Raw genomic sequence first — 20,282 nt, 5'->3', positions numbered from 1 at the left:
CACTGCGTGGCTCATTAGTGCGATGCCGGACGTCGACCACTACCCCGGCAATCTGACGATGAATGCAGATCTGGACGTCTGGCAGCGCAGGCAGATCAACGGCGTCACACTGCACATCGTCCACGCCGGAACGCCCATCGGCGACTGCGTACTGCGTTGCAACGCGAAGGACCCTTGGCATATGGCCACCGATCTGGGATCAGGGCTCGAACGAATCGGCTGGGCACCCACCCGCCGCGATTGGCGGCACCTCGTGCACGAAAGCCTTTTCCGAACACTCTCGACGCGCTACGAACAGCGACCCTCGCACTGGCAGCGGGATACCGTTCTGGATGCTCTTATGCTGTTTCAGATGGTCGGCTACGCGTTGCTGGACTTCCAGGACGAGTTCACCATCCGTGAGGTCACCTTCTTCAACGCGCGCGATGGTCACCCAGCTGCTGGGACTCCAGGAGCTCTTGGACTTTCTGTCGGGGCGTCAGGTCGATTTACCCACTCTCAGAAGCGAATTCGCACGCTTCCTGGCCAGCTATTGATCGCTTGTTCAGGTTCATGCGAATACCGTTGGGCCGGTTGATATCCCAAGTTGTGTCGGTGGCCGGGTGTAACGTTCGAGCAGCTCGGAGTGAAGCCATGATGAAGGTGCTGCGCGGGCGCGCGGCTGACGATTGGAGTGCCACGGGATGGGCATTGGGGACGAAGTTCGGCGCAACGTAGAGCTCAAGAAGCCGCTCACCGCGCTGATCAACAGGGGGTGTCTACCGGTCGGGGGCATCTTCAGGCTCGACTACGATTCTGCGGTCGTCCTCACTGACGACTTCAAAAAGCGTGAGGCGGGCGGCGTGCCCCGGGGCGGATTCCTACTCGCGGTTGCGGGCGAAAACACCGACTCCGGGTTCATTCTTGAGGATCAAGAGATCATTCTGCTCCGAGTGCGCGGGACGGCACCGCTGCCCAACGAGTCGGAGCTGATCCAAACTCGGTTGGCGGTTGTTCGTGATGCTGGCGCATCAGGCGTCGGATTCGACGATGTCACCGACGTGCTCACCCGGAACGAGCTGCAGCAGTCCGCCTTCGATTGCGAGGTGCTCGGCACGTTCTATACCGAGACCGACGATCGAGAAGCGCGGATCGAGTACGGGGCCGATATTGACAACGTTGTGGTATCTGCTCGCTATCAGGTTTTCCTGCCTTCGACGGAGATTCTGTCCTGGCTGGGTTCGTACCCGGAGCCGACCGAGGCACGTGATTCCTTGCCTATCGGAAAAGTTCGATTCGCTGCGACTCGCCGGAAGGCGCTGATCGCTGGCACCGACCAGGCCGAGGTCCGCATCGACGTTTCGGACTTCATCGGCCGTAAAACTGCGGTCTTCGGCATGACCAGGACTGGAAAGTCCAACACGATCAAGACTTTGGTCACCGCAGTCCATCGGTATGGCTCGGAGCACGACCGGGCAATTGGTCAGCTGATCTTCGATCCTCAGGGTGAATACGCCAACGTCAACAGGCAAGACGGTACGGGGCTTCGCCTGCTCGGGGACGACGACAGCACGGTCCGGATATACAAGGTGGAGCCGAGCCAGTCAGACAGCCGTGAGAAGTCACTTCGGATCAACTTCTACGACCGTGAGGTGTTGGAAGCCGCCTGGAGCCTGGTGAGCGAGGCCACCGCGCCAGTAAATACGAACTACGGCAAGAACTTCCGATCTGCGGTTCTTTCCGAACCCGAGAACAATGACCGCAGCGCGCAAAGTCGATGGGGCTGGGCAATGGTCGCGTTCTACGGCTTGCTGGCCAAATGTGGCTTCCATGGCGACTCGCTACCGCAGATCCTCACAGTTGCCGCACCGGCGCCACCGATGAACGCCTTCATTGCCGCGAATCCCGGCGCTGCTGAACAGGCCGGTCGAGCTGGAAGCTATCGCGTGAAATCCCCATCCGGGGCGCGGGCTCTGGCGGAATGGGTGGGCGAACACCCCGACGACTTCCCCAAGTGGCACGAAACCGAGAAGTGCCACTTCAGTGCTTTGTATGGCGTCTACAAGTACACGGGTGTGACGGCCGCAATCCGGTCCATCCGCGCATTCCATGGTGCTCAATCCGCTGGAGATGTCAGTGAACATCTGTGGCAGGACATGCTTGCCGGTCGGCTCGCCATCGTTGATCTCTCCAGCGGCAACGACCAAGTGGCCAAGGTCATGTCGGAGCGGATTGTCAGTCACCTCCTGAACCGGGCAGGGGAGCGATTCCGGGCCGACCACGAACCGGTCAACATGCAAATCATCGTCGAAGAAGCCCACAACCTGTTCGAACGCGGCGGGCGAGACGTGGCCGACGACCCTTGGGTGCGGCTGTCCAAGGAGGCTGCCAAGTACAGGATGGGACTGATCTACGCGACCCAGGAGGTTACCTCCGTCGACAAGCGAATTCTGTCGAACACTTCGAATTGGCTGATCGCCCATCTGAACTCCGACCATGAGACGCGGGAGTTGGCGCACTACTACGACTTCAAGGTCTGGACACCCAGCATCATTCGAGCCGAGGATGTCGGCTTCGTCCGGATGAAGACCTACTCCGGCAAGTACATCGTGCCTGCGCAGATCACCAAGTTCGACCACAGTATGGTCAACGGCGCTCGCAAAGCTGCTGGCCTCGCAGCCGTGGATGCTCAGGCCGAAAGCGAGTAGTCGATGCCCTATCCAGGAGAGAAAGCCTCCCGTCTGGGGCACGTCGGTACAGCCCGCAACAAGGCCGTCAAGGATGCCCTTGAACGGTGGGCCATTACGAGCGCTCGCCCCACCAGCGATGATGACATCGCCGCGCTGTGTGCTCCGATCGAAGAACTCCCCATGGTCGGAAACTCTGACGATGTGGACTACTCGATCACGGTCGATGGTTCGGATACCGAGGTTGAGGCCACCCGCGAGCACCCCACCGTTAAGGTTGGCTACCTCCGGGTCGCGGGATCAATGGTTCGACTGGATGTATTCCGAGAACTTGCCCGTGCCCGATACATCGACCCGCGGGACGTCCGGCAAGCCCACAGCGAGTATGCGTTCGATGTTGCCCTCCCAGGCTCCCAGCTCGCGCGCCCGGGCCTGAGCGGTGTCGAAACCTGGCGCGCCGAGCTTGATGCGTTCCTTGGCAGTGCGCGGTTCGACTCGAGCACCGAAATGACGCTCGCTGATGGACTTTTGGCTCTGCATGGCACCCGTGATGCGCCTGCCCGTCAGATTGAACTGCGGGTCTGCCCTAGTTGTGGGCTCAAGGCTGCGAGCGCGTCGACCCTCACCGTGACCCGCACCGGCGGGTCCTGCCCGTCGTGCAAGCTGCCTTTGTTTCTCGCGGATGTGCTCCGCACGCATGAGGAGTACAAGGTCGAGGGATCGAACTTCGAGCCGCTCGGGCGCGTCATGACAGCAGCCGAGCGCCTGATGTCGTTGTGCTACTTGAACTTCTTTGCTGATACCGCGCCCGATGTGCTGCGGCATACGATCTTCATCACCGATGGTCCGCTAGCACTCCATGGGCCCTTGGCCCCGCTCAAGCGACGGTTCCAGGAACATCTCAGCGATCTGAGTGGTTGGTGCGTGCAACAGGGGCTGGCGGCTCCGCTCATGGTCGGTATCGAGAAGCAGGGGGCCTTCGTCGAACATGCTGAGCTGATCAAGGATTTGATCCCGGTCGGTCATGTCATGCGGCTCCCGACCAGCTACATCAACCGCGTCCTGGGAAGGGCGGAGGCAAATCAATACGGCAAGGACGAGTTCTACGGTCGGCGCTTTATCTATCGCACTCGTGCTGGCGATCCGTTGGTGATCACGGTCCTACCAGCAGCAGGATTTGCACCCTACGATGGAGGCGCCGAGGTCGAGGGATGGAAGGCGTACCCGACACTGCGCCTGATCTGCGAGGTTCTGGACTCGCTCAGAACGCGGATGTATCAGCACGCGGTCATTCCCGTCGCCCTCGCGCACTCGGCTGCCGCGCTGCCGTTGGGTGTCGGACGATCCGTGCTGACCATGATGGCGCAGCAGAACATTCCAGGACTGAAATTCGACTTCCAGGCGGTAAAACCACCGACATACTTCACCAGGTAGGCGGACGGGATGCCCGAACGTTCAACTGTCCGGCAAGATACCACTATGCCGTCGTTGATCTTGCCGCCCACCAACCTCGTCGCTCGCGAACTCGCCCAGGGCGCACATCTTTTCGGCTCCGGCGAAGCGATCAACGCTAAGGCGCGTCCGCTGGTTGCAGAGTTGGAGCCAGTCGCACACGACCTCGCCCGCGGCCGCTACCAATCGCCCTTGCGCTACCCCGGGGCCAAGTCCTCGCTCGCGCCGGTCATCGGGCGAGTGATTACATCGGCGAAGCAATCGCGGGAAGTGCCCGAAATCAACCTCCTCGTAGAGCCGTTCGCGGGAGGCGCGTCAGCATCACTGCGCATGATCGGAGACGGCACCGTCGAGCGCATCCTTCTCGCCGATGCCGACCCTCTGGTCACCGCCTTCTGGCAGACCGCAGCCGATGACACCGAGCGTCTGGTCGATCGAATGCATGACGAGTGGAAGCGATATGTCCGGGTCGGTGGCCAGAAAGCCGTTGAACGATGGGACTACTGGCGTGCCTGGACACCCCGGTCGAGAATGAGTCCACGCAACCGTCGGCTGGCCACCGCGACGCAGTGCTTGTTCCTCAATCGGACCACCTTCTCGGGCATCCTGCACGGCAAAGCAGGGCCCATAGGGGGGCGAGCTCAGACCAGCGCGTACCCCATCAGCTGCCGTTGGAATTCTGATGCACTCGCAGACCGACTCCGATATATCGGCCACCTCTACAACACGGGCCGCCTTGTCGACGTGTGGTGCAAGGACTGGCGCCAGACTTTGGACGACGTTCCCGAGTATTACCCGCAACTCCTTCCCTCGCGGGTGGTCGCCTACCTGGATCCGCCCTACGTCGAGAAGGCATCGCACCTGTACCGGGCCTCGTTTGATCCCCTCGGAGGCTACGGCGGCGATGGACTTGGGGCAGCCCGGCCCAGCGATTACACACTGCACCTCAGCCTTGCCGACTACCTGAGGACGAAGGCACAGTTCCGGTGGTTGCTCAGTTACGACGACCACCCGTTGCTCACCGAGAGCGAGTGGCTGTACGCCCACGACCAAATGACACCGTCGCGCTCAGACCGCGAAGTGCTCGGTGTGCGCTGCTGGCGGATCAGCAAGCGCCTGGTCAGCACTCGATACTCGGCGGCGGGCCGAGTCGGAAAGCGATCTGCCGAGGAGTTGCTGATAACAACCCTCCCACCGGCAACCGTTCCGATCGACGACGAACTGCGGGTCCTTGAGAGCCCTCCAAAGTAGGGAGTTTCCTGCGCTGGTTTCCCTGGTGAATCTCAGCGGACCAGCGCAATCGGACACCCCTCGAACTGGCCAACCCTGGCGGGAGTGAGGTTCCCGCGATCCTGGTGCGCGAGCTATCCGCGCAATTACAGCACATCAATTCACTGTCTTACTCTCCGCTGTCGTGCTGACTCTGCTGTATGCGACCACCGCAGAGAATTCCGGAGAGGCCTTACCCCTTACCTCTGACCGGGCCCACCAGCTGCGCGTGGGCGCCATTGGTTCCACCCGCGCAATGCGTTACGAAACCTGTGATGGTCGGCACAACGCCGATTTCGCGCAGATGACCTGCACGTTTTCGATCCAGGGCGATTGGGTGGATGCCCGTGAAGCGCGCTACTATCGCTGCACACGGGCACAGGTGTGCCCCGGAGCCTCAGTCGCACGGCGACTGGGGCTTTCGTCGTTTCTACGCCCATACCGCTTAGGCCCTCAGCAGATGCTGGGGGCCTTTCTCGTGCCCGGAGGTCTGATTGTCTTCCCCCGCCCCTGCCGTCTTCTCCTCCGTCTTGGCCGTTGGCTTGTGGCCGCTGGTGATCCTCGTGCTGGCCGTGGTCACCGTGACCATCGTGGCGCTGGCCCGCGCCGACAAGCGTGATATCCCGGCGGTGTTCGGTGCGTTCGCGCAGGCTTTCGGGTTGCACAAGCGCACCGAGGAGCGCGACGAGCAGCGCGATACTAATCACGTGGCTCCCACCGATGAGACCGAGCAGCGCGACGAGGCGGCGTAATGACGCACCGGCGTCCGGCCCGTCGGCGCGTGGTCGAGAAGGATGCCGCGGCCAATGTCGCCATCGGCGTCTTCTACACGGCCGCCGCCGCGTGGTGGCACGGCATGGATGAAGCCCTCATCGAGCAGATCGAGACCTGGTGTACGAATCTGGAACGTATCGCGCTCGCGCCGGACGGGGGTACGGGCCCGATCGCGTTCGTCGAAAACATCGCCAGGATGTTGTGGCCCGACCCGGAAGGCAGGCCGACCACGGAGGAACTCGCTCGCACCATGGCCAAGATCGGCCAGCGCGGGAAGGACGCGCAGGGGCTGGTCGAGTGCGAAGTGCACGGCTGGCTGGAACCGTTCCTGTGGGGTGAGTGCACCGAGTGCCCTTGCCAAGTACCAAATTACGACGCCCGACAGGACCAGGGAGGCCGTCCGCGCCTCTACTGCAGTGACGCCTGCCGACAGCGCGCCTACCGCCGCCGGAAGCGCGAGGTACGTGGTTCACGGCACTGATCTCGCGGTCAGGGTGACTGGGGGGCAAGACTTCGACCATGAACAGTTCCGAGCTTCTTGAGGACATCGTAAAGATCGCCGAGTACCTGGCACGCAACGCTGAGGCGTCGGGCGGTGCGATGAAGTGGAACGAGGAGGCCAAGATCAAGGCCGGCATGATGAACGAACCGAAGCGGTGGGCCCCTGCGTGCGTTGGTGATCATCGATCAGCGCGCGGACAGTGGCGAAGTCATCTGCTGCCCACCGCTCCTGAACCCGTGAGGGTTCACTTCTAACGCCGTGAAATTTACAACTACTAACGCCTGCTTCCCTCGGGTCTTGGGGCGAACAGGTAGTTGGCTGCCGCCACACTGATCAGCGAGGAGAAGGGGATCAGGAAGAGAAGTAGGGTGATCGTGCCGTATGTGGCGAGGTAGGCACCGCGGTCGTCTCCTCCGGGCTGCCCGCCGTTGGTCGCCACCTGCCCGCAGCCGACGAAGCCGACGATGGCCGCGCAGATGATGCATAAGAAGAACGGGATGAAGAGCAGCTTCCCGAACATCCCCGAGATGTCCTGCCCCAGCTCCACGTCCTTGACGAAAAGCGCGTCGACCAGGACCACCAGGCCGACCGCGACGAAGAAGAACCACCTTGACACGGTTGACCACTCGTCGGGGCGGGTGATCGAGAGCAGCATGCTGTCGAGGAACCTCGCCGCGACGGTAGCGCCGTCCGGTCCGCTGACCGAGCCGTCCTCGTCGTTGAGGATCGTGAACACGTCGTCCATGTTGGACGCCGAGTACATCGTGGCTACGAAGAGTCCCTGCGAGAGCACGATCAGGAAGAATGCCCAGATCGTATGGGGGACGCTGCGTTCGAGAAGCGCCTGCGCCCCGGAGGCAACCACCGCGCTGCCACTGCGTAGCTTTTTGGCCGCGTCGATCCAACCTAGGACGAACATGACGATGGTGATCACGAGGATCAGGCCAGCTGGCACTCCGATCCAGCCCAGGAAGATCGTGCAGAGTCCGGCAAGGTCAAGCTCGAGAACTTCTTCCATGCCTTGGTAATCGCTCAGAGCAGGCTGGCGTGCTCGGATCTGTAGGAAAAAGTCTTCAAAGCTTGTTCAGTACAACCGCTTCCGCAGCCGAGCCTGCTCGGCACCAGTACGCAGACGAACGCCCCGACCCAGCACATCCGGCGGACCGTCTGGGGTGTTCACCTCAGTGATAGGGACGCCGCGTGATCTTTACCAAGTCAGGGCGAACACCAATCTCGGCGCGAGATCACCTGAGGTATGGGGCCAGCTTGGCGGTGGTGCATAGTGAGGGGCGGCCGTCCAAACCCACGGACAATGCGGTTCCCGTTGATCTTGGCCAACTCCGTGCGGGCCGCGCCATCAATGCATAAGTCGCGGTCGCGACTACGGTTCGATTCCAGGGGATGGCCATTGGTAACCCAAGTTTCGCATCCGTGCCGCTAGGCGTGAGGATGCATCCACTCGCCGGTGTTCAAGTTCTTTGAGAGATGGGCTGTATTGGTTGCCCCAAGTCAGATAACAATCGACCAGCTGATTGCGTTCTCGGGCTACCAACTTCCTGGCACGTGCAACGAGATCGGTTCCGACGGTGTCAAGAATTGGTGTGTACGCATCAGAAGCGGGTGTGCCGGAGTCGTCAACGCGGTTGTGCAGCTGGTTGAGGTTCTCCTGATTGGTTATCCACCAGTCAGTGAAGAGGCCGACGACCTGTTCGTCGTTCAGGACCCTTAAGCCGGTGAGGGCATTCTGAAATCGTTCGGCAAAATATATGCGCGCTCCGTCGAGCGGCCGGTCAGTGAGCACACTCTGGTTCAGCCGGAACTTATCGAACCAGTCTTTGACGGCACCCGCGAACACGGCCTCGGTCGGCGCGGCAAGTGATGGGATGGTTGAGGCAGCGGCCTCGTAACCACGTGGGGGGAACTTGAGGTATCCCGGCTTGTCATGGACGAATAGGTCGGCCAAGTCGATGCCGAACGCGGCGAACCGGTCGCGCTGCACCTCGACTTCGCCGACGGGTACTCCGCCAGTGAGGAGGGCATCGATACTCGGTCTGGCATGAGTCGGAGGTCGCGTAGAGATGTATTTGCCGACGTTGAGGTTGAATTCCTTTTTCGTGATCTCTTCGATCGACACAAGCCGTGAGAAGTAGCTAATATTCTTGCGATTGTGGAACGTGGTCGCAATTCTTTCCACATGACGAGGGGCCAGGTGAGTTCGCGAGCGAGCGATATCGACCTCGTGTTCGGCATTTATGAACAGAATGTCGCGTTCACTGCCCGGTGCCGTGTTTTCTCCGCGGAGGACGAGAATGCTGAATGGTACTGATGTAGTGGGGAATAGATTGCGTCCGAGAGCGATTACGGCTGAAATCCGATTGTCCTGGATTATTCTGCGACGGATTTCCCCTTCTTCTCCGCCTCGGAACAGAACTCCGTTTGGAACTGCCATTACGCCCACACCATCGGGAGTCAGCGAGGCTACGGTATGTTGGACGAACATCAGGTCTGCCGAGCGGCTGTGTCCGTACCGTGTTTGCGCCGGAATGCGCGACACCTCATGTCGATACCTCAAACTAAAGGGAGGATTAGTCAACACTCGATCGAACTGCTTCGGTGATCCAGCGCTGTTGAGGTGGCTCGGATCGAGGATCGCGTCGCCGATCCGGACGGATGCGTTGGTGACCCCATGCAGCATCAGGTTGAGCCACGCCACTGTACGCAGCTGCACACTCACATCTTGTCCGAAGAGGTCAAGTGCATCGTGCCGACCAGTGCGCTCCGCAACGTATGCGTCAGCTGCGATGAGTAAACCGCCGGTACCCATGCTGGGGTCGTAAACCGACTGACCAGGCCGAGGATCGGCCAAGTGCACCATGAGCTGGCCGACTGAGCGTGGGGTGCCGACGTTACCGCGCTTGCCGTCATCCATGAACGTGGCGAGGACCTGGTCGTAGATCCGACCAGTTGCGTGATCTAGCTTTGGATCCTCTCCGTCCGAGGGGACCTCGTCGAGCATGGTGATCAGCTGCCAGGCCTCGGCGTTGCTCAATCTTTTGCTGAGGTCCATGCGCTCGAACGAGTCGTCAAAAACATCAGGGTTGCTGAAAACCAGCGCGGATACAGCGTTCCCGAGCGCGTCACGCGGTGAGCTGTCGACAGCTTCGACCAACCGATCCCACTGTGCCTCCGGCGGGATCTTCAGCCTTGTGGGATGGTCGTGCGCCCACTTGAGAACGAGCACAACTGACATGACACGCATGTACGCTGAGGCGTCCATCTTGCCGCGGAGAACGCTGGCGACCTCGAACACCCTGTACGCGAGATCTGTGGTGCGCATGCCCTACTCCCCGTCCAGAAAGTCGTCGAGCAGTGTGAGCTTGAGGATATCGAGGCGATCTGCAGTTTCTCGATGGGCGAGGGCGAGTTCATCCATGTCAGCGATAGTCGCGGCAATGTCATGCTGGCGCTCCAGCGGGGGCAGCGTGACCGGGAGCTTGCTCAAGATCTTGGCATTGAGGGACTGGACGGTCCCGGGGAGTGCACGTCTGAGCATCTCCTCCTGCATCCCGGGCGAGGAAAGGTATAGGTGCAAGTATTCGGGCAGTACGCGGTGGTCGCGACTGCGGACCCGTGCACAGGAGGAGTTGTACAGCGCGCCCTTCAATTGCTGGCCGATCAGTGCCGACCTGCCGAGCGATCCCTGGCGGACGAGCACGATGTCATCTCGTTGGAGGGTGAATCGGTCCAGCCGGGCTACCTCATCGTGCGGCAACCTGCGTAGCTTCCGTGTGTTCACCTGGTTTCTGTCGGTGATGTCCGAAGGTGTCACGACAGGTACGCCGTCGGGTTCGTCACCAAGTTTTTCCAGCAGCGAGCCGGAGGGACCAGGTGTTATCTCTGCCAGGTCTCCGAGTGCGAAGCGCTCGTTCTTTGCCACGGCATCCACCTCCTTCTTCTGCCCGCAGGGTCGGGGGCATGACGGTCACCGTCACGCCCCCGCTCGGTCATGCGTTGCGTGGCCTGGCCCGAAGGCCAGCCTTGATCATCTCAGTCGTCCCAGCGCCGACCACCGCTGTGGGGAATGCCACGAGCACAGCTTCGCCGTACCCGGCGGCAAAGCAGACTGCGACGACCAGGATGACGATGACCACACCGCACCAGGCGGTGCGCCTATCGCGTCTGGGCCAGTACCATGAGCTGTTGAAGCGGACGGTCCTCATGTCTATCTTCTTCCTGCTCGCCGTCGGCGAAGCGGGTAGGGGCCGCATCGCCCCGCGTGGACGCCAATCTCGACGGGGTGATGCGGTATCTCTCGGGTGAGACCCCAGGCTAACACGCCATCTGCGAAGTGTCCTTCGCAGATGGCTGAGGATGAGTTCGACGCGGACCGCGTGTGCTTGAGCCAAGTGCCGTCGCGGGCAGACCTGCATTGCAGGCCGCCATAGATACGCTGCGGAATCATGGGGTAGCGCTGACTCGGTCCAAGTTTGTACGGACCAGGGTTGATAGTGACTACCTGGCCAGCCCAAGCCGTGTCAGGGTTTCATCGGCGCAGGCATGGACCGTCGACTCCGTGCTGAGGAGTTCTTCGGAACTCGTGTCACTGTCGGACCAGCCCACGACTGGTTGTACAACGCGCTGGCTCACTCCACCAACCTCGCCGATGCACAGCACCCCAACCAGCCTTCACTCCCATGAATTCACCACGCTGATCCACGTCACCGACGCCATCCGTCATTCCTGGCCGCGCGCACTCTCACCTGAGTAGCAGGTTTGGTGACCATTTCGAGCCGCCTGATGCCAGGGGTGCGGGATGTGCGGGGCGAGTGAGGATGTCGGTGGCTTCTGGGTGGATCGGGTCAGCGGCGAGGTGGGGTTCAGCGATGACGACGGTGATCTCCTGTAGTGGCCGCAGGGTCCGAACGAGCCGTTGAATGCTGACACCGGTGGTTTCTTGCAGGTAGCGGGCGACGGCGAGGGCGGTGAAGACGATCGTCAGGTGCGCCTCGATCGCGTCGCGGGTGTGATGGAACATCGGCCGACCTTCAGATCGGTCTTTGACATCCGGAACGACTGCTCGACGTGCCAAAGGTCGTGGTATTTTCCGATCACCTCGCTGTCGGCCACCATGGCGACGGGGATGTTGGTGACATAGCCTTTCAGCCCGACCAGGGATCGCGCCCTGGCTAGGGATGCCTCGTCCACCGATCGGTCGGTGCCGGCGACTTTCACGAACCGTGTCGATTTCGCGGGTTTGCTGCCGTCGACCGCTGCCCGCGCCCGCGCTTCCTGGGCGTTGAGTGTGATGGTGTCGCGGCGGGTGCGAGCCGAACTGTAGTGCCAGACCGCTCGCCACGCTTTCTCGTCGGTGGGCATCCAGACCGGTTCGGCACGCTTGTTGATGTTGTTGACCGTGGTCCCGTCGCGTCGGGGTGGACGGTGTCGATGATCTGACCATCGGCGAAATGGTCACCGTGCCAATGGAAGTGGGAGGCCAGATCGCCCGGCGCTTTGACTTGCCGAGACCCGACGATGAACTTGCAGCCGGCCTCGTCCAGGGGCGGGCAGGTTCGTCACACAGCATCCCGGCATCGGCGGCGACGACCATGTCGGTGCCGGTCAGATCTGCGATGAGACCTTGACGAGGCGGTCCAGGTGCGTGGTCTCGGCGGGATGGTCTCAAGTCTCGCTGGTGGTCTCGGCACGATGCTGTTTCACCGCGCCGACTCACCACGCGACGAGGTGCTGAACATACTGGAGAGCGCCACGTGCGGACATTACACAGCAAACGTGGAAGATCGTTCGCGCGGGCCGTCAGATCGAAATTGAATCGCTAATCGTCGACGCGGCAACGACATCCGCTACCCGATGCGAGAATGCGGTTCGACGACGCTGACGGCGCCCGACTCGTCCCACAACCCGACGTCGCGGCCCCGTTCCACCGCCCTGCCGCATCCTGCCGGGCATCTGTTGCGTTGCCGCCCTAGGTATCCGAGTGGTACGTGGGGCGAGACGGCAGGAGACCTCAGCGCTTGCCGATAGCGGTGAAAATGACCGTGCTGAGTGCCTCGTCGACACCCGACGCGTGCTTATCGGTCATCACCGCCTGCTCATAGAGGCGTCCGGTGTTGATGTTCCACTCGGCGGTGACATCGTCGTGCGTTGGCACACCGCCCGACCACGCCAGACCCGACCCGGGGCGGCGTGCTCTGTGCCCGAGCGCCCATTCGTAGGCATCGATCTGCCCTGCGCAGTAATCGTCAGAAGCGTGGCGGCGGTTCTCCGCGAGTTCTCGTTGGATGACCGCGTAGGGCGACTGCACAGCGGGCGGGGCCAGAATGCGCAGTGCGCGCGAGACCGATACGGGATCTGCACCGGTTGCGCACATCATTGCCAAAGCGACGCAGCCGGACCACGGGAGTGGACGATCGACGGGGGTGATCCATAGAAACGGTTTGTCGGGAAGATCGTTGCGCCATAACTGAAGGAAGTAGTAGCCCAGTTCCCATCCCCACAGGCTCTGGTAGTCCCAACCGTCCAGAAACACAGCTTCGACGAACTCGTCCCCTGGATGATGCAGGAAGTAGTCGTAATCATTCACGGTCTCAACCCTCCCTCTGCGGCTGCTCGCCTCTAGTCCGGAGGACAGCAGTGGCGCAGGTTGTCGTGTTGGCGCGCCGGAATCGACGGCGCAGCGGCATGAGGTTCCGGTAGATAACGCAAACGGACGACGGCAGCCGCATGGCCGCCACCCGGTGAACGATTCCGCTCAGGACAACCCGGCTTGCCCGGCGGGTGGGGTGCCGAAGAACGAATTCCCTAGCCGAGCACGATCGGCCGCAGGGATGTGTAAGTCGGGATAGCCGTTGACGATCAGCCGTCCCCGTAGTACTGACAGGTCCAATTCCCACGCGAACCGGTCCAACGCCATGCATCGATCGCTCGAACGGTTCAGATCCTGGTCAGCCTGGGCTTCCGTCCAGTTGTTCAACCTGCGCAATCGATCGATGACCTCGTGCTCGCGGCCTTGCACACGCGCTAACCCGGAGTGCTGCGCCTGGTGGCAGCCGGGGCATAGAGCGATCAGGCGAGCCAGTCGCTGCACTGGTTGCCGGTCGCGGAACCCGAACACCCACTTCTCGTGACAATCTGGACGAGACGGACGGCCGTTCCTAACTGTCTGCGAACCGCAGATCTCACAGCGGTTTCCGGCTGCCGAACACACCGGAATCCGCAGCGCATCCCAGACGTTCTTGTCCACGATCCCGCGGATGTTCGACCCGTGTGTACTCGGCGGAAGCAGGTCCGACCGGATCACCACCCCATCCGGAGCGCCCGGGCCTGCCAACGTGTCGATCGCGAATGACGAAAACTCCCCTGTGGTCATGGTCGCAGAGTGTATTTGAGACCACTGACATGCGGTCCGCAGATTGGTTGCCCACAGGCCCTTGCTCGCTGCTGTGGGAGCGAACCGAATCCGAGCGGGTGCGATGTGTCCGACGGACGAGCAGAATCGACCGTATGCGCGCCATCCTGTACGTTCCCGCCATCGACACCGCAACCTCGGTATCTCCCAGCGACGAGATCGCGTAGTGTCGCTCGACCCGCAACCCGGTCGGCGCGCGGCGAGTCTGACCGAGATCGAGCCGAAACGTGTCCTGAGTCAGGTCATGTGGAGTCGGCGCTGGAATCCCACACCGTATCTTCGCGTAGCTGTAGTCCTTTCCTGTGCCGAATCCGGCACAGCACCCCATCGCCGCCGTTCCTGCACGGCAAACGCGTCGATGTTGGCTGGCCACAGATTTCGTACCAATCACCGGTGAACTTGTTGCGCGCCAGGAACATGCGCGCGCCGGTCTCGGCAGTGCCCTCAACCGTTTGGTTGGCGTAGGTTCGCTTGACAATAATGCGGTCGGGGGCATCGGGAACCCGTTCCCACGTTGGGGGCTCGACCGGTTTCCATCGCTTGATCTCTATTAGTGATCCGACAGCGGGCGGCGTTGCCATCTCGCGTTTCCGCTGCTCGGCGGCTAGAGCTTCCTCACCGGCGATCCGGTCCGCTTCCTGTTTCCGCTCAATCTCTTCCTGTGCCCGCTCAATATCCCAGCGGCTACGCCCCTGAGACCGTTTCTGATGCGTCCCACGAGGCTGTCCCTTCTTGTCCACGCACGGCGCACCGGGCGGAGCTTCGCAGACCGGGCATTCGCAGTTCTCCTTGGCGGGGTCGTCGACAACGACAACGGCGTCGTCGTACAACCCAGTGCCCCGTGGGTCCACGAACCGGCAGATGAACTTCTTGTCGCCGTAAGTGACCGACCGAAAGCCGCCGTTGCGGCCCAGCTCCACTTCTGTGATCGGACCGTACTTCCGTACCGCTTCGGTCGGGCTCAGACGCCCGGTAATCGCTAGGTAGCCGTGCTCAGTCCATTCCTGCTCGATGACAGGTTCGCCGACCCGCGCCCAGGCGACGGGCTCACCACACCAGCCGTCATAGAGAACTCCGCCGCTCATAGTCTCATCGTGCCAACAGCTCACTCGATCCGTGAGCGTTCGGGGCCGACCGCACCCGGCCGGGCGGTAGACCGGCACCGGTGATTCGGCCCGACTCACACCACCGCCGCAGTACGCGCCGCCCATAGTTGTTCGTTCCGGCGATTCGATCCAGCTTCGCACCGGTTGGTGTCCGGCCCTCGGCTCGCTCGGCGCAGTAGTGCGCCCACATCTTCTGTTCGGCCGTCGACGTCTCGTGCCGAGAATCACCCGAGACGACTACGAGACGGGGCGGCCATTCGGTCTCGGTGGTCTCGTCTACGGGCTCGCGGCCCGTCTCGGCGCGGTGTTGCTTGAGCGCGTGGTTGAAGCAGCTCGACCGACAGCAGTAACGCCAGCGGCGGGCACGCAGCCACCGCCACCGCGAACACGTTCAACTCGGGCGCGGCGGCGATATTGGCGCACAGGGACAAGGTGATCCCGAACAGGAACGCCAGTCACGCCGACCACCGACTGCCGGTCCGTCGCTTGCTGGTCTGCCACAACTCGATCGTGGCCGTCATCATCATGCCGTCCACGATCAGCGGCCAGATACCCGCCGTCAGGTCGTCCGCGCCGAACCGGTGCGCGAACTCGCGCCCGTGCCGGTAGGAGGCGTAGGCCGCACCTAGGCAAACCAGCGTCACGCATGCGCACTGTATCCACAGCGCCCGGTCCGCCGGGGCCGCTGGTGATCCTGGTTGCTGGTCGCCATCACCGCTCACCACCGGAGACCGTGCGTCGGGGACCTACGGGCTTGACCCGGATCTCAGGACCCTCCACTGTCAGAGTGTTCGGGTTGTGGAGCGTTAGGCCCACCAAAATAGAAGGTCAGGACCGGTATTGTGCCGGTCCTGACCTGTTTCTATTTGGCCCAGCCCCGCGGAAACCCCACGGTTTGCATTCTGGTTTGTATCGGATTCTTCGGATGGGCCGGCGGGTGTAGTGATCCAGGGCATCCGATAGCGCATAGCCGACTTTCGGTGCACCCTATGTGCGGCATAGAAAGACGAGAAATCAGGGGAGGACGAAGCGTAACCAAGCGTCCGCGGACATGGCGAGCCCTCCTGGGATCCGGCGATCTCTCTGTGCGCGATGTTGCCGGAGCCCGAGGAGGGCTTCGATTACCCGTGGGATCAGGCCGATGGCACGGTGAGTGCGCCCCCGACCAACGAGGTGTCGATCAGATCGTGGCCGTATCGATCACGAAGCGGTAGCGCACGTCCGAGTTGTCGACCCGTTCGTACGCTTCGTTGATCTGGCTCGCCTCGATCAGCTCGATCTCTGCGCCCAGGCCGTGCTCGGCGCAGAAGTCGAGCATCTCCTGGGTCTCGGCGATGCCGCCGATCATGGAGCCGGCGAGGATCTTGGCGCCCCCGATCAGCGAGAACAGGTTCAGCGAGATGGGTTCCTCGGGAGCGCCCACGTTCACCAGCGCGCCGGCCGTCTTCAGCAGGCTCAGGTAGGCGCCGAAGTTCAGCGGCGCGGACACCGTGGAGAGGATGATGTCGAAGGAACCGGCCAGCTCCTCGAACGTTTTCGGATCGCTGGTGGCGTAGTAGTGGTCGGCGCCCAGCTTCAGGCCGTCGTCCTTCTTGCGCAGCGACTGCGACAGGACGGTGACTTCCGCGCCGAGAGCGTGGGCGATCTTGACGCCCATATGTCCCAGGCCGCCCAGCCCGATCACAGCGACCTTCTTGCCGGGGCCGGCGCCCCAGTGCTTGAGCGGGGAGTACGTGGTGATGCCGGCGCACAGCAGCGGCGCCGCGACGTCGAGGGGGAGGCCCTCGGGGATGCGTACGGTGAATGCCTCGGCGACGACGACCTTCTGTGAGTAGCCGCCGTAGGTGGGTTCGCCGTCCTTGCCGATGCCGTTGTAGGTCTGCACATTTCCCTGCACACAGTGCTGCTCCTGGCCGTTGCGGCAGGGCTCGCATTCGCGGCAGGAGTCGACCATGCAGCCGACGCCGACGCGGTCGCCGACCTTGAACTTCGTCACACCGGAACCGACCGCCTCGACGACGCCGGCGATCTCGTGCCCCGGGACCATCGGGAAGATGGCCTCACCCCAGCCCGCACGGGCCTGGTGAATGTCGGAGTGGCAGATCCCGGCGAACTTGATGGCGATCAGTACGTCGTGCTCGCCGACCGTGCGGCGCTCGATGGTGGTGCGCTCCAGCGGAGCCTTGGCGCTGGGCGCGGCATATGCGGCAACAGTGGTGGTCATGGCTTCCAGCGTGCTGGACGAACCGGCACTCGCCTAGGCCGTGCTTTGCGTACGTCCAGTGGTCCTACCACTGACAGGATCAGGCTCGTAGTCGTACGACCGGGAATACTGGAGAGCATGAGCGACAATCCTGCCCCGGACGACGCTCAGGCCGCGCACTCCGACGGCCTGGACCAGCGCGCCGAGCTCAGCGAGTTCTTGCGTACGCGCCGGGCCCGGCTCGAGCCGGGTGACGTAGGGATTCCCTGGCAAGGGCGGCACCGGCGGGTGCCGGGCCTGCGTCGCGAGGAACTGGCTCAGCTGGCCGGGGTCTCGGTGGCTTACTACACACGGCTGGAGCAGGGCAACGGGCGCAATGTGTCGGCGGAGGTGCTCGACTCGATCGCGCGCGCCCTGCGGCTGACCGACGCCGAGCACGCGCACCTCACCCGCCTCGCCAAGCCCAAGCAACTGCGGCGCAAGTATCGGGCACCCAAGCAGCAGCAGGTGCGGGTCACGTTGCAGCAACTGCTGGAGTCGATGGACGGGATGCCCGCGTACGTGGCCGGGGCGCGGTCGGAGATCCTCGCCTGGAACCAGATGGCGGCGGCGCTCTTCGGCGACTGGGGGCAGCTGCCGCCCGCAGAACGCAATTGGGCGCGGCTGACCTTTCTTTCTCCCGACTACCGGCGGCTGTTCCTGGACTGGGATTCCAAGGCGTCCGACATGGTCAGCTATCTGCGGCTGTACGCGGGCCAGCATCCGGACGACCCGGAACTGTCGGCGCTGGTGGGGGAACTATCGGTCAAGAGCGAGGAGTTCCGGCGGCTGTGGGCCACGCATGACGTGAAGGAAAAGGGGCATGGTGTGAAGCGGATGCGGCACCCTCTGGTCGGTGAGCTGACCCTGGCGTACGAGACGTTGTACCTCCCGGACGACGCGGAGCAGTACCTGTGTGTCTACCACGCGGAACCGGGCTCGCCGTCGGCGGAGGCGCTGTGTCTCCTGGCCAGCTGGGGCACGGACGCCGCCCAAGCGCCCATCAACTCAGCCCGCCCCTGACGCCCCGGCTGGGCTGGGTTCGCGTCCGGTCGCATCGCTCCCCCCGATCATGCTGGAGGTGCAGCACCAGGTCGGGTACGGCGTATGTCGAGTTCCTCATCGTCGACGAGGAGATCAACGGTGCGGTTGGGTACATCGAGGCGAATGCGATCGCCGTTGCACACGAGTGCGAGCGGGCCCCGCGATGTGGTGACGCCGCCGCTGCTTTGATGACCGCGCCCTCGGGTGCGAGTGATCCCCGCAGTGTGACCAGTGCACCTGTGCCCTTCGTCCGCGAGCTATCTGCTGCAGCACAGTGGGCAGGAGCGTGTGTTCGGAGGTGAGCGCACGTGCGCCAAGCGTGTCTACCGTGCCATCGGTTAGCGTCGGCACCTCGAGTTGGGCGATGATCTCGCCCCGCTGATCTTGCGGCCGCTGGTTCGGGTGCGCTCGACTTCGAGAACTTGCCGGGCACCTGGGAAGCCGATCCTGGCCAGGCGGGGGTTCGTTCGTCTGTGTTCGTCAAGCTGCTGGAGCGGGTTTGGTCGTAGCCTGTTCGGTGGCGGGTTCCGGAAGTGACCGATCCGAAGTGTTGGTGTGCGGGGTTGAGCCGGCCGCGCAGGATTTCGTAGTCGCCCTCGACTGTCCTGCGGAGCCCGCCCCGATCGTGTGGTGTTGTTCGTCGGCGATCATGATGCGCCAAACATGGTCGGCCAGACGGCGTTTGAGTCCCTTGAGTCAAGTCCTCATGCTGTGAGGCGTTGTTGACGGTTGGTACGGGATACGACTATCAGAAGCCGTCGACATGCCCGCTTGTCTGTATCCGTCGCCCCCGTTGGTGGCTGTCCGTCGTCCGGCGGGGCAGCCGTTGTCTCAGAAGCTGACCGTCCGGCCGAATCTCGCGCAGGCTGTGACCGGCGGAAAACCGCTCGGTAAGCGGCCGTTCAGCGCCTGCTTACGCCGCCGTGGTAATCGGTCAGGAGTCGCGCCGCCGCGTCTGCTATGAACGCGGACAAGGCACCCTCCACCGCGCGCTCCCGGGATTTGAGATCTGTCAAGTTCTCGGCCTTGATCAGATCGTTGACCTGGGCCGTCGCTGTGTCCAGCAGTGGCTCGGGACGCGCGGACACCAGCTCCAGACGCAGCTTCGCGGCACTCCACCACCTCACATGCACGTCGGTCGTGCGCCGCCTGGCTCACCTCGATGGCGGTCCGGCGCGAAGCGGATGTTTCGAGCGACAACGTTCTGGTCCGCCGCACTGGCGGTCACGCCCCACCCATGGGCATGTTCGCCGATACCGCCGCCTCACGCACCGCCGTTCGAAGGGCAGGCGTGTCAGCAAAAGCCGACCTCGGCGAAGGTGCACCCACCCCGTTCTGCGTGAGAGAGCGCATGTCGAGAAGCGAGTGTCGGGGTCTTTCGGAAGTATTGGTGGTAACCGGTTGCGCGGAACTTCAGATCGAACGCATGACCTTCGATGTGCCAGAGCGGAAGGTCCTCCCGTCGATCGTCGGGTACCAGTCGGTGCAGGTCATCGATCTCCAGGTCCGGGGTCGTGCCCTTGAAATCGAGGTCCCCCTCGAGGTCCCAAACGTCTTCGAAGACGAGCGTCGCCGGGGCCATCCAGAAGGAGAAATATGTCGCCGGTGGGACCGGATGGACCCAGCGGACGATGTAGTCGAGATCGAGGAGAAGCCGCGGCAGGACGCCGTCGGTCGGCTGTACACACAGGCCGTGGATGGTGGCGTCGTGCCAGCCCATCTCCGAGAAGTCGGCGTCGGTCCAGACGCTTTTGGAAAGACCCGATTCCAGGTGGCCGCCGTCCATCCCCGTATCCAACCA

20 protein-coding genes and 1 pseudogene are annotated in these 20,282 nt (G+C 62.7%); 9 read left to right on the top strand and 12 right to left on the bottom strand.

Going from position 1 to position 20,282, the window contains the following annotated elements:
• Positions 1-22: 22 nt before the first annotated feature.
• From ACIBJI_RS32780 to ACIBJI_RS32750, 7 genes are all read left to right on the top strand, one after another.
• Positions 23-577, top strand: a complete 555-nt coding sequence (locus ACIBJI_RS32780) for a hypothetical protein (RefSeq protein ID WP_397087170.1) — start codon at positions 23-25, stop codon at positions 575-577.
• 106 nt (positions 578-683) lie between these two features.
• On the top strand, positions 684-2,687 hold the full coding sequence (locus ACIBJI_RS32775) for an ATP-binding protein (protein ID WP_397087168.1): 2,004 nt from the start codon (positions 684-686) through the stop codon (positions 2,685-2,687).
• Positions 2,688-2,690: 3 nt separating this feature from the next.
• Positions 2,691-4,100: a hypothetical protein gene (locus ACIBJI_RS32770; RefSeq protein WP_397087166.1), complete on the top strand. Its 1,410-nt coding sequence runs from the start codon at positions 2,691-2,693 to the stop codon at positions 4,098-4,100.
• A gap of 45 nt (positions 4,101-4,145) precedes the next feature.
• Positions 4,146-5,369 (top strand): DNA adenine methylase, encoded by a 1,224-nt coding sequence (locus ACIBJI_RS32765; RefSeq protein WP_397087164.1) that lies wholly within the window; start codon positions 4,146-4,148, stop codon positions 5,367-5,369.
• 512 nt (positions 5,370-5,881) lie between these two features.
• Positions 5,882-6,139: a hypothetical protein gene (locus ACIBJI_RS32760; protein WP_397087162.1), complete on the top strand. Its 258-nt coding sequence runs from the start codon at positions 5,882-5,884 to the stop codon at positions 6,137-6,139.
• On the top strand, positions 6,139-6,642 hold the full coding sequence (locus tag ACIBJI_RS32755; RefSeq protein WP_397087160.1) for a hypothetical protein: 504 nt from the start codon (positions 6,139-6,141) through the stop codon (positions 6,640-6,642). Before ACIBJI_RS32760 ends, ACIBJI_RS32755 begins: the two co-directional genes overlap by 1 nt.
• A 38-nt stretch (positions 6,643-6,680) precedes the next feature.
• Complete coding sequence (locus ACIBJI_RS32750) at positions 6,681-6,917, top strand: hypothetical protein (RefSeq protein ID WP_397087158.1); 237 nt, start codon at positions 6,681-6,683, stop codon at positions 6,915-6,917.
• A 20-nt stretch (positions 6,918-6,937) separates the two neighbouring features.
• On the opposite strand, the gene ACIBJI_RS32745 is transcribed toward ACIBJI_RS32750, so the two are convergent.
• The 3 genes from ACIBJI_RS32745 to ACIBJI_RS32735 form a co-directional block, all read right to left on the bottom strand.
• Positions 6,938-7,681: a hypothetical protein gene (locus tag ACIBJI_RS32745; RefSeq protein ID WP_397087156.1), complete on the bottom strand. Its 744-nt coding sequence runs from the start codon at positions 7,679-7,681 to the stop codon at positions 6,938-6,940.
• A 363-nt stretch (positions 7,682-8,044) separates the two neighbouring features.
• The gene (locus ACIBJI_RS32740) at positions 8,045-10,000 is read right to left on the bottom strand and encodes an N-6 DNA methylase (protein WP_397087154.1); all 1,956 of its coding nucleotides are present in this window, start codon (positions 9,998-10,000) and stop codon (positions 8,045-8,047) included.
• Between the two features lie 3 nt (positions 10,001-10,003).
• Positions 10,004-10,600, bottom strand: coding sequence for a restriction endonuclease subunit S (locus ACIBJI_RS32735; RefSeq protein WP_397087152.1), 597 nt, complete (start codon positions 10,598-10,600; stop codon positions 10,004-10,006).
• Positions 10,601-10,806: 206 nt separating this feature from the next.
• Between ACIBJI_RS32735 and ACIBJI_RS32730 the strand changes: the two genes are divergently transcribed.
• A complete protein-coding gene (locus tag ACIBJI_RS32730; RefSeq protein WP_397087150.1) occupies positions 10,807-10,983 on the top strand; it encodes a hypothetical protein in 177 nt (58 codons plus the stop codon).
• Positions 10,984-11,419: 436 nt separating this feature from the next.
• Here ACIBJI_RS32730 and ACIBJI_RS32725 read toward each other — a convergent pair.
• The 6 genes and pseudogenes from ACIBJI_RS32725 to ACIBJI_RS32700 all read right to left on the bottom strand — a co-directional run.
• Positions 11,420-12,289 (bottom strand): annotated as a pseudogene (locus tag ACIBJI_RS32725) (IS1634 family transposase); the annotation flags it as partial.
• A gap of 399 nt (positions 12,290-12,688) precedes the next feature.
• Positions 12,689-13,264 carry a hypothetical protein gene (locus ACIBJI_RS32720; RefSeq protein ID WP_397087148.1) on the bottom strand — a complete coding sequence of 192 codons (576 nt, stop codon included), beginning with the start codon at positions 13,262-13,264 and terminating at the stop codon, positions 12,689-12,691.
• Positions 13,265-13,432: 168 nt separating this feature from the next.
• The gene (locus tag ACIBJI_RS32715; RefSeq protein ID WP_397087147.1) at positions 13,433-14,050 is read right to left on the bottom strand and encodes a hypothetical protein; all 618 of its coding nucleotides are present in this window, start codon (positions 14,048-14,050) and stop codon (positions 13,433-13,435) included.
• Positions 14,051-14,331: 281 nt separating this feature from the next.
• Positions 14,332-15,174: a hypothetical protein gene (locus ACIBJI_RS32710; RefSeq protein WP_397087145.1), complete on the bottom strand. Its 843-nt coding sequence runs from the start codon at positions 15,172-15,174 to the stop codon at positions 14,332-14,334.
• A gap of 476 nt (positions 15,175-15,650) precedes the next feature.
• Positions 15,651-15,839 (bottom strand): DUF2637 domain-containing protein, encoded by a 189-nt coding sequence (locus ACIBJI_RS32705; protein ID WP_397087143.1) that lies wholly within the window; start codon positions 15,837-15,839, stop codon positions 15,651-15,653.
• A 536-nt stretch (positions 15,840-16,375) separates the two neighbouring features.
• Entirely contained in the window at positions 16,376-17,419 is a 1,044-nt protein-coding gene (locus ACIBJI_RS32700) for an NAD(P)-dependent alcohol dehydrogenase (protein ID WP_330256289.1), read from the bottom strand.
• A gap of 117 nt (positions 17,420-17,536) precedes the next feature.
• Between ACIBJI_RS32700 and ACIBJI_RS32695 the strand changes: the two genes are divergently transcribed.
• A complete protein-coding gene (locus ACIBJI_RS32695; protein WP_364352825.1) occupies positions 17,537-18,460 on the top strand; it encodes a helix-turn-helix transcriptional regulator in 924 nt (307 codons plus the stop codon).
• A gap of 47 nt (positions 18,461-18,507) precedes the next feature.
• On the opposite strand, the gene ACIBJI_RS32690 is transcribed toward ACIBJI_RS32695, so the two are convergent.
• The 3 genes from ACIBJI_RS32690 to ACIBJI_RS32680 form a co-directional block, all read right to left on the bottom strand.
• Positions 18,508-18,696 (bottom strand): dihydroxy-acid dehydratase, encoded by a 189-nt coding sequence (locus ACIBJI_RS32690; protein ID WP_396957061.1) that lies wholly within the window; start codon positions 18,694-18,696, stop codon positions 18,508-18,510.
• A 687-nt stretch (positions 18,697-19,383) separates the two neighbouring features.
• On the bottom strand, positions 19,384-19,608 hold the full coding sequence (locus tag ACIBJI_RS32685; protein ID WP_364352828.1) for a hypothetical protein: 225 nt from the start codon (positions 19,606-19,608) through the stop codon (positions 19,384-19,386).
• A 167-nt stretch (positions 19,609-19,775) separates the two neighbouring features.
• Positions 19,776-20,267: a hypothetical protein gene (locus ACIBJI_RS32680; protein WP_364352831.1), complete on the bottom strand. Its 492-nt coding sequence runs from the start codon at positions 20,265-20,267 to the stop codon at positions 19,776-19,778.
• Between the last annotated feature and the right edge of the window lie 15 nt (positions 20,268-20,282).

The organism is Nocardia sp. NPDC050408, from assembly GCF_044458905.1.
GTDB lineage: Bacteria > Actinomycetota > Actinomycetes > Mycobacteriales > Mycobacteriaceae > Nocardia.
Note: the sequence above shows the minus strand (reverse complement) of the source record. Positions and strands in the feature narration are given on the sequence as shown.

Bases quoted from the DNA above. Each gene is read 5' to 3' on its own strand.
- ACIBJI_RS32710 (WP_397087145.1), bottom strand. From the start codon at position 15,174: ATGAGCGGCGGAGTTCTCTATGACGGCTGGTGTGGTGAGCCCGTCGCC.
- ACIBJI_RS32730 (WP_397087150.1), top strand. From the start codon at position 10,807: ATGACCACACCGCACCAGGCGGTGCGCCTATCGCGTCTGGGCCAGTAC.
- ACIBJI_RS32745 (WP_397087156.1), bottom strand. From the start codon at position 7,681: ATGGAAGAAGTTCTCGAGCTTGACCTTGCCGGACTCTGCACGATCTTC.
- ACIBJI_RS32780 (WP_397087170.1), top strand. From the start codon at position 23: ATGCCGGACGTCGACCACTACCCCGGCAATCTGACGATGAATGCAGAT.
- ACIBJI_RS32750 (WP_397087158.1), top strand. From the start codon at position 6,681: ATGAACAGTTCCGAGCTTCTTGAGGACATCGTAAAGATCGCCGAGTAC.
- ACIBJI_RS32770 (WP_397087166.1), top strand. From the start codon at position 2,691: ATGCCCTATCCAGGAGAGAAAGCCTCCCGTCTGGGGCACGTCGGTACA.
- ACIBJI_RS32775 (WP_397087168.1), top strand. From the start codon at position 684: ATGGGCATTGGGGACGAAGTTCGGCGCAACGTAGAGCTCAAGAAGCCG.
- ACIBJI_RS32740 (WP_397087154.1), bottom strand. From the start codon at position 10,000: ATGCGCACCACAGATCTCGCGTACAGGGTGTTCGAGGTCGCCAGCGTT.
- ACIBJI_RS32765 (WP_397087164.1), top strand. From the start codon at position 4,146: ATGCCGTCGTTGATCTTGCCGCCCACCAACCTCGTCGCTCGCGAACTC.
- ACIBJI_RS32695 (WP_364352825.1), top strand. From the start codon at position 17,537: ATGAGCGACAATCCTGCCCCGGACGACGCTCAGGCCGCGCACTCCGAC.
- ACIBJI_RS32700 (WP_330256289.1), bottom strand. From the start codon at position 17,419: ATGACCACCACTGTTGCCGCATATGCCGCGCCCAGCGCCAAGGCTCCG.
- ACIBJI_RS32715 (WP_397087147.1), bottom strand. From the start codon at position 14,050: ATGACCACAGGGGAGTTTTCGTCATTCGCGATCGACACGTTGGCAGGC.
- ACIBJI_RS32755 (WP_397087160.1), top strand. From the start codon at position 6,139: ATGACGCACCGGCGTCCGGCCCGTCGGCGCGTGGTCGAGAAGGATGCC.
- ACIBJI_RS32680 (WP_364352831.1), bottom strand. From the start codon at position 20,267: ATGGACGGCGGCCACCTGGAATCGGGTCTTTCCAAAAGCGTCTGGACC.